The following is an 11,523-nucleotide window of genomic DNA, read 5'->3' as shown; positions in this document are numbered from 1 at the left end:
TCGTTGACCGGGTCGACGGTGATGTCCACCGTGGCGATGGCGGTGCCGCCGTGGCCGTCGTCGACGATCACGGTGAAGCTGTCGCCTCCGTTGTAGTCGGGCCCGGGGGTGTAGGTCCAGGTGCCGTCGGCGTGCACGACCACGCTGCCGTGGGTGGGTGCATCGTCCAGGCGGAAGGTGAGGGCGTCACCGTCCTTGTCCGAGCCCTTGACCTGGCCGCTGACGGGCGTGTCCTCGGGCGTGCGCTCGGCGTAGTGGCCGGTGGCGGGGTCGTAGCTGGGGTCGGGGTCCGGACCCACCTGCGGCGGGTCGTTGACCGGGTCGACGGTGATGTCCACCGTGGCGATGGCGGTGCCGCCGTGGCCGTCGTCGACGATCACGGTGAACGAGTCGTGACCGTTGTAGTCGGCGCCCGGCGTGTAGGTCCAGGTGCCATCGGGCTTGACGACGACGCTGCCGTGGGTAGGCGCATCGTCGAGCCGGAAGCTCAGCGTGTCGCCGTCGACATCGGTGGCCTTGACCTGGCCGGCCACCGGGGTGTCTTCCGGCGTGCGGGCGCTGTAGTGGCCGGTGTCGGGGTCGACGTTGGGGTCGGTGACCGGGGTGCCGTCATCGCCAGGCTGGGTGCCGGGCACGGGCGGGTCGTTGACCGGTGTGACCGTGATCGTGATCGTCGAGCCGATGGTCTGGCCCTGGTCATCGACCACGGTGTAGGGCACGGTGATCTGACCGTGGAAGTCGGGCGCCGGCTTGAAACTCAGCGTCCCGTCGGGGTTCAGCGACAGCGTGCCCTGCGGCAGCACCAGCGGGTTGCCCACGCTGATCGGCTGGCCGCCCACCGTGGTCACGGTGAGCACGCCGCCCTGGGTGCCGGTGTCGTTGACGCGCGGGTCGAAGCTGACCGAGCCGTCTTCTGCCACGCTGACCGAGTCCGGCGCCGCCGCAGCCGCCGCCAGGTCGGGCCCCTTTTCCTCGTCGCGCACGGTGATGGTGGGGCTGCTCAGCGGGCTCAGTTCCAGCCCGGCCGGGGTCACCGATTCGGCCACGCGGTCGACCCGCAGGCCGGCCTGCAGCGCATCGCCATCGCCCGCCGCGGGGTTGCTGTCCGGGTCGCCGGTCTCCAGGGCCTTGATCGCCTTGTCGGCGTTGCCTGCAGACGCCTTGGCGGCGGCGGCATGGGTGGCGGCGCGCGCGGCCGGCAGATCGGCCTTGGCGATCACGTCCACCGTCTTGGCGGCCCGCCCCGGGGCCTCATGCGTCCGGGCAGCGGCTTCGCCGCCCGGTGCGGCGCCGGCCGCGGCGGCCTGCACCGGCGTGGCCAGCTTGGCCGGCAGCGGGGCGCCCAGGGCGACCTGGATCGCCTTGTGGACGACCGCGGACGACTTCAGGGCGTGGACGGGGGTGGGGGCGGCGGGCTTGGCGTTGTCGGGCATGAGCGGGGCTCCAGGGTCGGTGGACGCCAGCGGCCGAGGGTGATCGGCGCGCCGGACGCGCGTGGCGTGATCCAGCCGGCTCGCCGAAGCGATCCGACCGACCAGGCCGATCCGAGACCGTGGAGCAGGGCGGCTCAGCCGCCGACGCGTGTGCGTCGGCAGACCAAGTCGTCCAGGGGGGCGCCGTCAGGCGCTGGACACCCGCCGCCCACGGTGAGCGGCATGCCTGGTGTCCGTCTTATCGTTCGCGCAGTGCGTAAGCTTTAGCCTTGATGATCGGCTTGAGCAGGTAAGACAGCACGGTCTTGCGACCGGTCAGGATGTCCACCTCGGCGGTCATCCCGGGCAGCACCGGCAGCTTGTCGCCAAAATTGGGCTGCTGGGTGCGCACGCGCACGACGTAGAAGGCATTGCCTTTCTCGTCGACTTCGGTGTCGGGGCTGATGTTCTCGACCGTGGCTTCCAGACTGCCGTAGATCGAGAAATCGTAGGCGGTGAACTTGACGTTGGCCTTCTGGCCGGGCACCAGGAAGGCGATGTCGCGGGGCAGGACCCGTGCCTCCAGCACCAGGGTGTCGTCCAGCGGCACGATCTCCACGATGTCCTTGCCGGGCTGGACCACGCCACCCACGGTGTTGGCCATCAAACGCTGCACGCGGCCGCGCACCGGTGACTTGACCTGGGTCTTGTCCACCTTGTCGTCCAGCGCCACCTTGCCCTCGTTGAGCGCGTTGAGCTTGCCCAGTGCCTCGGAGAGCTCCTTGCGGGCCTCGTTGCGGAACTGCAGCTCGGTCTCCTGGACCTTGCGGTTGGCTTCGCCGATCGCGGCCTGGGCACGTGCGATCTGCGCGGCGGCGCCCTCGGCGTCGCCACGGTTGCGGGTCACGTCGCGCTCCAGGCGCAGCACGTCGACTTGCGAGACCGCGCCCGTGGCCAGCAGCGGCCGGGTCTGGTTGAGTTCCTGCTGCGCCAGCTCCAGGCCGCGGATCGCGGCCGAGCGACGTGCCTGGGCCTCGGACAGCTCCTGCTGGCGCTGCATCACCTGCTGGCGGCTGATCGACACCAGCGTGGAGAGCTCACTCATGCGCGACTCGTACAGGCGACGCTCTTCCTCGATGATGTGCTCGTCCTCGGCGTCCTTGCCGGAGGGCGGCTTGAAGGTCGACCCCTCCGCCTGCGCACGCAGCCGGGCCACACGCACCTGCAGCGCAAAGCCCTGGGCGTTGGCCTCGCGCACGCCCGAGGTGGCGCGGGTTCCATCAATGCGCAGCAGCAGCTGGCCGGCGTCGACCACGTCGCCCTCGCGCACCTTGATCTCGGAGACCACGCCGCCGTCGAGCGCCTGCAGCACCTGCAACTGGCTGGAGGGCACGACCTTGCCGTCGCCGCGGGTCACTTCGTCGACCTGGGCGAAGGCGGCCCAGGCCAGCAGCACCGCCAGCGTGATGGCGGTGACGCGCACCAGGTGCTGGGCGCGGGCCGTGGACTGGCGCGACATCACGCCCTCGACCGTGCGCTCGAAGGCGTCCATGCCCGGCATCACCGCCGTGCCAGCCGGTGGCGGCAGGACGATCTGCTTGAGCGCGCTCCAGACCTGTCCCGGCTTGCGCTGGGCGGCCGCGGGCTTGGCGGGCGGCGCCATCGTGACCGAGGGGGCTGCGGGGGCCGCGGGCGCTGCGACCGGCGGTTGGGTGCCTGCGGGCACCGAGGCGTTGTCTTGCTCGCTCATGCTCATGCCGCCCTCGCGATGCGGCCGCTTTGCAGCGCTTCCATGATGCGGTCGCGCGGGCCGTCGGCCACCACGCGTCCGCCATCGACCACGATGACCCGGCTGACCAGCGACAGCAGCGAGGTCCGGTGGGTCACCAGCACCACGGTCTTCTCGCGGGTGAACTCACCCAGGCGCTGGGTGATCTGGGCCTCGGTGGAGAAGTCCATTGCGCTGGTCGGCTCGTCCAGCAGCAGCACCGGCGAGTTGTGCAGCGCGGCGCGGGCCAGGCCCACGCCCTGGCGCTGACCGCCGGAGAGGTACTCGCCGCGCTCGCCCACGTTGAGGTCGAAGCCGTGCGGATGGCGGTTGATGAACTCGCCCAGGCCGGCCAGTTCAGCGGCCGCGACGATCGAGCCGTCATCCGCATAAGGCAGGCCGAAGGTGATGTTGTCGCGCAGCGAGCCGAAGAACAGCATCACGTCCTGCGACACGCAGCCCACATTGCGGCGCAGGTCGGCGGGGTCGAGCTGGCGCAGGTCGATGCCGTCGATCAGCACCGCGCCCTCGGTGGGCTGGTACAGGCCCATCAGCAGGCGCTGCAGCGTGGACTTGCCCGAGCCCACTTTGCCGATCACCGCCACCCGTTCGCCGGGCTGGACCTTGAAGCTGATCTTGTCCAGCGCCTTGTCGTCGCGGCCGGGGTAGGCAAAGGACACGCCGCGGAACTCGATCTCGCCGCGCAGCTTGGCGCGGTGGATGTAGGCCTTGCCGGCCGGACGCTCGACCGGGTTCTTCATGATCTCGTCCAGGCCGGTCAGCGCGGTGCGCGCGCCCTGGTACTGCATCAGCAGCGCGACGATCTGGCCGGCGGGCATCAGCGCGCGGCTGGCCAGCATCGACGAGGCGATCAGGCCGCCCATCGTCAGCATGCGGTTGCCGATCAGGTAGACACCGATGACCACGGTGGTCACCGTCACCAGCTGCAGCACGAAGTTGGTCAGGTAGCCGGCGCCCTGCGACAGGCCGCGCATGCGCACCGAGGTGCTGGCCAGGAAGACGTTGGTCTTCTCCCAGCGCGACTGGATCACGCCCTCGGCGCCCTGCGCCTTGATGGTCTCGATGCCGGTGAGCGCCTCCACCAGCGTGGCGTTGCGCATCGCCGAGGCACGGTAGGTGGATTCCGACAGCCGCTGCAGCTTGTCCTGCAGCAGCCAGCCGGCGCCCATCACCGCGGCAAAGCCCACCACCACGGGAATGGCCAGCCAGGGCGAGATGACGATGATGACCAGCAGGAACAGCGCGGCGAAGGGCAGGTCGATCAGCGCGGTCACGGTGGACGAGGCGATGACGTCGCGCACCGTCTCGAAGCCGCGCAGGTTGGAGGCGAAGGAGCCCACCGACTGCGGCCGCTTCTCCAGGCGCATGCCCAGTACCTGTTCCATCAGGCGGGCGCTGAGCTCCACGTCGATGCGGGCGCTGGCCTCATCGACGAAATGGCTGCGCAGCTTGCGCAGCAGCAGGTCGGCCAGCAGCACGATCACCACGCCGACCGCCAGCGTCCACAGCGTTTCATAGGCGGCGTTGGGCACCACGCGGTCGTAGACGTTCATCGTGAACATCGGCAGCGCCAGCGCCAGCACGTTGACCAGGCCGGCGGCCAGCAGGATGTCGCGGTAGACGTGGCGCTGACCCAGCAGCGCCGACCAGAACCAGTGGCCCTTGGCGCGCTCATGCACCTCGGGCGCGCGCTCGTCGAAGCGGAAATGCGGCCGCACATACAGCACCAGGCCGCGGTAGCGCGCTTCCAGCTGCTCGGTGCTGAGCTGCACCGCACCCTGGCCGGTTTCCGGCAGCAGCACCCGGGCCTCGCCGGCCTCGGTCCAGCCCAGCAGCACGCAGCTCTTGTCGTCCTGCAGCAGCAGGATGGCGGGCAGCGCGGCGGCGTCAATGGCCTGCACCTGCTGGCGCTCCAGCCGGGTGTACATGCCGGCCCGGGCGGCGGCCCGCTCGGCCAGGTCCAGCGACAGGCGGCCCTGGTTGTTCAGCGGCAGGCCGGCGCTGAGCGAGGCACGGGTGGCACCGTGGCCATGCAGGCGGCAGATCTCGACCAGGCAGTCGAGCAGCGGGTCTGGCGTCAGCAGATCCTCGCGCTGGCCCGGCGGCGGCAGTCGACCGCTGACCACGCGCGTGGCAGCCACCGCCGGGGCGGGGGCCGGGGCGGCTGGCGTGGGGGTGGGCGCGGGTGTCCCGGGAGCGGGCATGGTCGGCTCGGGCGGCGAAGAGGTCGTCATCAGGCGATATCGGAGGAATGGACGCCGAATTGACCCCGACGTCGGTCGTCGAAGAATCGGGTCAAGGTTTCCCGCACGGTGCGGAAGGCCAGTTCATCCCAGGGCACCTCGTCCTCGCGGAAAAGGCGGGCCTCCAGGGTCTCGGGACCGGGGTCCAGGTGGGTGTCGAGCATGCGGGCGCGGTAGAACAGGTGGACCTGACCCACGCGCACCACATTGAGCACGGTGAACAGGCCGTCCAGCTCGACGTGGGCGCCGGCCTCCTCGACCGTTTCGCGCAGCGCGCCCTCGGCGGTGCTTTCACCCAGTTCCATGAAGCCCGCCGGCAGCGTCCACAGGCCGTGGCGCGGCTCGATGGCGCGGCGGCACAGCAGCACCTGCTCGCCCCAGACCGGGACGGTGCCGACCACGTTCAGCGGGTTCTCGTAGTGGATCAGGGCGCAGGCGCTGCAGACGGCGCGCGGCCGGTTGTCGTCGGCCGGCACCTGGTACTGGGTGGGCGCGCCGCAGGCGCGGCAATGCTGGATGGTTCGGGCTGCCCACATGTCACTGAGTGTAGCGGCCCGCATGGCATCATCGACGGCTGCACAGCCCTCGTCAGTGAGAGAACCCGCCCATGGATGTCATTTTTCCGCCGGCCCCACCGGTCATCGTGCCCACCATCGACGGCCGGGGTTTTCCGGTGCACCGCATCTACTGCGTCGGGCGCAACTACGTGGACCACGCGATCGAGATGGGGGCCACCGGCCGTGAGCCCCCGTTCTTCTTCATGAAACCGGCCGACGCCGTGGTGCCGGTCGCGGCGGGCCAGACAGGCCACATCCCGTACCCGTCGCAGACGAAGAACCTGCACCACGAGGCCGAACTGGTGGTGGCCATCGGCACCGGTGGCACCGATATCCCGGTGGAGCAGGCCGTGCGCCACATCTTCGGCTACGCCTGTGGCCTGGACATGACCCGCCGCGACCTGCAAAACGAGATGAAGAAGCAGGGCCGCCCCTGGGACATCGGCAAGTCCTATGACCAGTCCGCGCCGATCGGCCCGATCCACCCGATCAGCGCCACCGGCGAGTTGCTGACCGGTGCAATCAGCCTGAGCGTCAACGGCCAGGTGCGCCAGCAGGCCGATGTCTCGCAGCTGATCTGGAGCGTGGCCGAGACCATCTCCGTGCTGAGCCAGGCCTGGGCCTTGCAGCCGGGCGACCTGATCTACACCGGCACGCCCGCTGGCGTGGGGGCGGTGGTCTCGGGCGACCGCATGGACATGCAGATCGACGGCCTGGGCGGGCTGTCGGTGGTGGTGGACTGACACGGAGGCGCGGCGACCATGGCGATCGAGCTGTTCAACTACTTCCGCTCGTCGGCGTCCTACCGCGTGCGCATCGCGCTGGCGCTCAAGGGCCTGCCCTTCGACTACCGTGCGGTGCACCTGCAGAAGAACGAGCAGACGGCCGAGTCCTACGCCGCCGTGTCCGCGGCCCGGCTGGTGCCGCTGCTGCACGACGGTGACGCCTGGGTGCACCAGTCGATGGCCATCATCGAGTACCTCGACGAGACCCACCCCGAGCCACCGCTGCTGCCCGCCCATCCGCTGGACCGCGCCCGGGTGCGCGCGCTGGCGCAGGACATCGCCTGCGAGATCCATCCGCTGAACAACCTGCGCGTGCTGCGCTACCTGGTGCAGTCCATGGGCGTCAGCGAGGACGACAAGAACCGCTGGTACCGCCACTGGGTCGAGACCGGCCTGGAGACCGTCGAGCGGCAACTGGTGGCCCGTCCGGGTCGCTTCTGCCACGGCGACACGCCGACGCTGGCCGACTGCCTGCTGGTGCCGCAGATCTTCAACGCGCAGCGCTTTGACTGCCGCCTGGACCACGTGCCCCAGGTGATGCGGGTCTTCGAGGCCTGCATGGCGCTCGATGCCTTCGAATCCACCCGTCCCGAGAAGTGCCCGGATGCGGCCTGAGGACTGGCTGCGGGCTGACGGGTTGCCGGCCGGGGTGGCCGGGGGCATGTCCACGCGGGCCGGTGGGGTCAGCCTGGCCCCGTTCGACGCGCTGAACCTGCGGCCCTCTGGGCTGCGCGCCGATGCGGTGGACGACCCGCTGGCCATTGCCGAGAACCAGCGCCGCTGGGCGGCCGTCATGGCTCCCGCGCGGCCGGTCTGGCTGGATCAGGTGCATGGCGCGCGCGTCGTGCGCCTGGGGCTGGCAGACCTGAACGAGGCCAGCGGTCCCTTTCACCAGGCCGATGCGGCGGTCACCACCGTGCGCGGCGTGGCCTGCACCGTGCTGGTGGCCGATTGCCTGCCGGTGCTGCTGGCCGATGTCCGGGGCGTCGCCGTGGGTGCCGCGCATGCGGGATGGCGTGGACTGGCTGGCGGTGTGCTGGAGGCCACGGTGGCTGAACTGTGCGACGCGGCCGATTGCGCCCCGGCCGCGCTGCAGGCCTGGCTGGGCGCCTGCATCGGCCCGACGGCCTTCGAGGTGGGCGAGGACGTGCGCGCCGCTTTCGGTGCCTCGGCGCAGGCCCACTTCCGCCCCACCGGCGAGGCCGGGAAATGGTGGGCCGACCTGCCGGCGCTGGCCCGCCAGCGGCTGGCGGCGGTGGGCGTGAGCCAGGTCAGCGGCGGACGCTGGTGCACGGTCAGCGACCGGTCACGCTTCTTCTCGTTCCGGCGGGACCGGGTCACCGGTCGCCACGCGGCCTCGGTCTGGCTCGCCTGAGCGGGCGTTTTCAGCCGGCGCTTCGGCGGCCTGCCGCGCGCGCCGCCGCAAGGGTGTGCCCAGGATGTACAGCAGGATCCACAGCGGCAGCACCCCGTAGCCCAGCAGGATGAACAGTGCGCCAAGCAGGCTGCCGCGGGGCGCCGTGGCTTCCGCGGCGGCCATCATCACGACAACGAACCCCCAGGCGATGGCGACGATGTGCATTTCGAATTATGAAAAGTAGAATCAAATGGTGGAAAATTCAGTCATCATGGGGTAAGCTTGCGCCCGAAGAATGCTGCCACACACCACAGGCCGATCAGGCCACATGATCGAGGAGACACGCGCGTGAAGATGCCGGCCATGCCCACCCTGGACGCCTTCGGTCCGCAAGCCCAGCAGTCGGCCGACGCCTTCGGCGCTGCCATCGGCGGACTGATGAAGTCGATGGGCGCGCTGAACCTGCCCGGCGACGCGCTCGCCAAGCTGCAGGCCGACTACCTGAAGGAAGCCACGCTGATCTGGAACGGCACGCTGCAGTCGATGCAGGGTGGCGAGGCCGCCGCTGCTGCGCCGATCAAGGACCGCCGCTTCTCGTCCAAGGACTGGAGCGCCACCCCGGCCAGCGCCTTCAGCGCCCAGATGTACCTGCTCAACGCCCGCACGCTGATGCAGATGGCCGAGAGCGTGCAGGGCGATGCCAAGACCAAGGGCCGGATCCGCTTCGCGGTGCAGCAGTGGGTCGACGCGATGAGCCCCAGCAACTTCCTGGCGCTCAACCCCGAGGCCCAGCGCAAGGCGCTGGAAAGCCGCGGCGAGAGCATCTCCAAGGGCGTGCAGCAACTGGTGCACGACCTGCAGCAGGGCCATGTCTCGCAAACCGACGAGAGCCTGTTCGAGGTCGGCCGCAACGTGGCCACCACCGAAGGCGCGGTGGTCTTCGAGAACGAGTTCTTCCAGCTGATCGAGTACAAGCCGCTGACCGCCAAGGTCTACGAGCGGCCGATGCTGTTCGTGCCGCCGTGCATCAACAAGTACTACATCCTGGACCTGCAGCCCGAGAACTCGCTGATCCGCTATACCGTGCAGCAGGGCCACCGGGTGTTCGTGGTCAGCTGGCGCAACCCGGATGACTCGATGGCCGCCAAGACCTGGGACGACTACATCGAGCACGGCCCGATCGCCGCCATCCACACGGTCCAGGCGATCACCGGCGCCAAGACCATCGACACGCTGGGCTTCTGCGTCGGCGGCACCATCCTGTCCACCGCGCTGGCGGTGCTGGCGGCGCGCGGCGAGCAGCCGGCCGAGTCGGTCACGCTGCTGACCACCTTCGTCGATTTCGCCGACACCGGCATCCTCGACCTCTTCGTCGACGAGCCGATGTGCCAGATGCGCGAGATGACCATCGGCGAGCGCGCGCCGCAGGGCCCCGGCCTGCTCAAGGGCCAGGAGCTGGCCACCACCTTCAGCTTCCTGCGTCCGAACGACCTGGTCTGGAACTACGTGGTGGGCAACTACCTGAAGGGCGAGACCCCGCCGCCCTTCGACCTGCTGTACTGGAACAGCGACTCGACCAACCTGCCGGGCCCGATGTACTGCTGGTACCTGCGCAACACCTACCTCGAGAACAAGCTCAAGGTGCCGGGTGCGCTGACCACCTGCGGCGAGAAGGTCGACCTGGGCGCGATCAAGGCGCCGGTCTACCTGTATGCCTCGCGCGAGGACCACATCGTCCCCTGGACCGGCGCCTATGCCTCCACCCAGGTGTTCAAGGGCAAGAAGCGCTTCATGCTGGGCGCCTCCGGCCACATCGCCGGGGTGATCAACCCGCCGGCGGCCGGCAAGCGCAGCCACTGGGTGAACGACAAGCTGCCCGAGACCGCCGAGGCCTGGCTGGCCGGCGCCAAGGAAATGCCCGGCAGCTGGTGGACCGACTGGGCGCAGTGGCTGGGCAGCCATGCCGGCAAGCAGGTGGCCGCGCCCAAGTCCTACGGCAACGCCAGGTTCAAGGCCATCGAGCCGGCGCCGGGCCGCTACGTCAAGCAAAAGGCCTGAGTCGGCCGAGCCCGCAACGCATTCATACTTCACGGCCTGACCGTGGCCATTTCCTGAGGAGACTTTCATGACCGACATCGTCATCGTTGCCGCCGCCCGCACCGCCGTGGGCAAGTTCGGCGGTTCCCTGGCCGGCGTCGCCGCCCCTGAGCTGGGTGCTGCGGTGATCCAGGGCCTGCTGGCCCGCACCGGCCTGGCCGGCGAGCAGATCGGCGAGGTCATCCTGGGCCAGGTGCTGACCGCCGGCTCGGGCCAGAACCCGGCGCGCCAGTCGGTGATCAAGTCGGGCCTGCCCAACGCGGTGCCGGCGATGACCATCAACAAGGTCTGCGGCTCGGGCCTGAAGGCGGTGATGCTGGCCGCGCAGGCCATCCGCGACGGCGACAGCGAGATCATCATCGCCGGCGGCCAGGAGAACATGAGTGCCTCGCCCCACGTGCTGATGAACAGCCGCAATGGCGCCCGCATGGGCGACACCAAGCTGGTCGACACCATGATCAACGACGGCCTGTTCGATGTGTACAACAAGTACCACATGGGCATCACCGCCGAGAACGTGGCCAAGCAGTACGGCATCAGCCGCGAGGCCCAGGACGAACTGGCCCTGGCCAGCCAGCGCAAGGCCGCTGCCGCCCAGGACGCCGGCAAGTTCAAGGACGAGATCGTCGGCATCAGCATCCCCCAGCGCAAGGGTGATCCGGTGGTCTTCGACGCCGACGAGTTCCTGAACCGCAAGACCAGCCTGGAAGGCCTGGCCGGCCTGCGCCCCGCCTTCGACAAGGCCGGCTCGGTGACCGCCGGCAATGCCTCGGGCATCAACGACGGCGCCGCCGCGGTGATGGTGATGAGCGCCGCCAAGGCCGCCGCGCTGGGTCTGAAGCCGCTGGCCCGCATCGCCAGCTACGCCAGCGCCGGTCTGGACCCGGCCATCATGGGCATGGGCCCGGTGCCGGCCGCCCGCAAGGCGCTGGAGCGCGCCGGCTGGAAGGCCGCCGACCTGGACCTGCTGGAAATCAATGAAGCCTTCGCGGCCCAGGCCTGCGCGGTGCACAAGGAAATGGGCTGGGACACCGACAAAGTCAACGTCAATGGCGGCGCGATCGCCATCGGCCACCCGATCGGCGCCTCCGGCTGCCGCATCCTGGTCACGCTGCTGCACGAGATGCAGCGCCGTGACGCCAAGAAGGGCATCGCCTCGCTGTGCATCGGCGGTGGCATGGGTGTGGCGCTGACCGTCGAGCGCTGATCCCTGGTCACCACGCGCGGGTTGACCCGGGCGTGGATGTGCATGAGCGGGTGAGTACGGACCCGCGACTTCCCGG

At 69.8% G+C, this 11,523-nt stretch carries 10 protein-coding genes; 5 read left to right on the top strand and 5 right to left on the bottom strand.

The window, feature by feature from the left end; translation table 11 throughout:
- The 4 genes from KAK03_RS13235 to KAK03_RS13220 all read right to left on the bottom strand — a co-directional run.
- Positions 1-1,433: cadherin-like domain-containing protein (locus KAK03_RS13235; RefSeq protein WP_210854422.1), on the bottom strand; the 1,433-nt coding region annotated here is incomplete at its 3' end.
- A 238-nt stretch (positions 1,434-1,671) separates the two neighbouring features.
- The gene (locus KAK03_RS13230) at positions 1,672-3,162 is read right to left on the bottom strand and encodes an HlyD family type I secretion periplasmic adaptor subunit (protein ID WP_247661137.1); all 1,491 of its coding nucleotides are present in this window, start codon (positions 3,160-3,162) and stop codon (positions 1,672-1,674) included.
- A 2-nt stretch (positions 3,163-3,164) separates the two neighbouring features.
- Positions 3,165-5,435: a type I secretion system permease/ATPase gene (locus KAK03_RS13225; RefSeq protein WP_247661136.1), complete on the bottom strand. Its 2,271-nt coding sequence runs from the start codon at positions 5,433-5,435 to the stop codon at positions 3,165-3,167.
- Positions 5,435-5,980 (bottom strand): NUDIX hydrolase, encoded by a 546-nt coding sequence (locus KAK03_RS13220; protein WP_210854421.1) that lies wholly within the window; start codon positions 5,978-5,980, stop codon positions 5,435-5,437. Before KAK03_RS13220 ends, KAK03_RS13225 begins: the two co-directional genes overlap by 1 nt.
- 71 nt (positions 5,981-6,051) lie before the next feature.
- Here KAK03_RS13220 and KAK03_RS13215 point away from each other — a divergent pair, with 71 nt between their 5' ends.
- The 3 genes from KAK03_RS13215 to pgeF are packed head-to-tail and all read left to right on the top strand — an operon-like array spanning position 6,052 to position 8,161.
- Positions 6,052-6,744 (top strand): fumarylacetoacetate hydrolase family protein, encoded by a 693-nt coding sequence (locus tag KAK03_RS13215; protein ID WP_210854420.1) that lies wholly within the window; start codon positions 6,052-6,054, stop codon positions 6,742-6,744.
- Between the two features lie 24 nt (positions 6,745-6,768).
- Entirely contained in the window at positions 6,769-7,401 is a 633-nt protein-coding gene (gene maiA / locus KAK03_RS13210) for a maleylacetoacetate isomerase (RefSeq protein ID WP_210854432.1), read from the top strand.
- Positions 7,402-7,447: 46 nt separating this feature from the next.
- On the top strand, positions 7,448-8,161 hold the full coding sequence (gene pgeF, locus KAK03_RS13205; RefSeq protein ID WP_210854419.1) for a peptidoglycan editing factor PgeF: 714 nt from the start codon (positions 7,448-7,450) through the stop codon (positions 8,159-8,161).
- Here pgeF and KAK03_RS13200 read toward each other — a convergent pair.
- Positions 8,093-8,368 (bottom strand): hypothetical protein, encoded by a 276-nt coding sequence (locus KAK03_RS13200; RefSeq protein WP_210854418.1) that lies wholly within the window; start codon positions 8,366-8,368, stop codon positions 8,093-8,095. The genes pgeF and KAK03_RS13200 overlap by 69 nt on opposite strands.
- A gap of 213 nt (positions 8,369-8,581) precedes the next feature.
- Between KAK03_RS13200 and phaC the strand changes: the two genes are divergently transcribed.
- Both phaC and KAK03_RS13190 read left to right on the top strand, forming a co-directional pair.
- A complete protein-coding gene (gene phaC / locus KAK03_RS13195) occupies positions 8,582-10,201 on the top strand; it encodes a class I poly(R)-hydroxyalkanoic acid synthase (RefSeq protein ID WP_247661146.1) in 1,620 nt (539 codons plus the stop codon).
- A gap of 67 nt (positions 10,202-10,268) precedes the next feature.
- Positions 10,269-11,447, top strand: a complete 1,179-nt coding sequence (locus KAK03_RS13190) for an acetyl-CoA C-acetyltransferase (protein ID WP_210854417.1) — start codon at positions 10,269-10,271, stop codon at positions 11,445-11,447.
- The last annotated feature ends 76 nt before the right edge of the window (positions 11,448-11,523 follow it).

The organism is Ideonella alba, assembly GCF_018069845.1.
In the GTDB taxonomy this organism is placed as follows: domain Bacteria; phylum Pseudomonadota; class Gammaproteobacteria; order Burkholderiales; family Burkholderiaceae_C; genus Ideonella; species Ideonella alba.
The sequence above is the reverse complement of the archived record's forward strand: the minus strand, read 5'-3'. Positions and strand labels throughout refer to the sequence as shown.

Bases quoted from the DNA above. Each gene is read 5' to 3' on its own strand.
- KAK03_RS13230 (WP_247661137.1), bottom strand. From the start codon at position 3,162: ATGAGCGAGCAAGACAACGCCTCGGTGCCCGCAGGCACCCAACCGCCG.
- KAK03_RS13190 (WP_210854417.1), top strand. From the start codon at position 10,269: ATGACCGACATCGTCATCGTTGCCGCCGCCCGCACCGCCGTGGGCAAG.
- KAK03_RS13220 (WP_210854421.1), bottom strand. From the start codon at position 5,980: ATGTGGGCAGCCCGAACCATCCAGCATTGCCGCGCCTGCGGCGCGCCC.
- phaC (WP_247661146.1), top strand. From the start codon at position 8,582: ATGAAGTCGATGGGCGCGCTGAACCTGCCCGGCGACGCGCTCGCCAAG.
- pgeF (WP_210854419.1), top strand. From the start codon at position 7,448: ATGTCCACGCGGGCCGGTGGGGTCAGCCTGGCCCCGTTCGACGCGCTG.
- KAK03_RS13200 (WP_210854418.1), bottom strand. From the start codon at position 8,368: ATGCACATCGTCGCCATCGCCTGGGGGTTCGTTGTCGTGATGATGGCC.
- KAK03_RS13215 (WP_210854420.1), top strand. From the start codon at position 6,052: ATGGATGTCATTTTTCCGCCGGCCCCACCGGTCATCGTGCCCACCATC.
- KAK03_RS13225 (WP_247661136.1), bottom strand. From the start codon at position 5,435: ATGACGACCTCTTCGCCGCCCGAGCCGACCATGCCCGCTCCCGGGACA.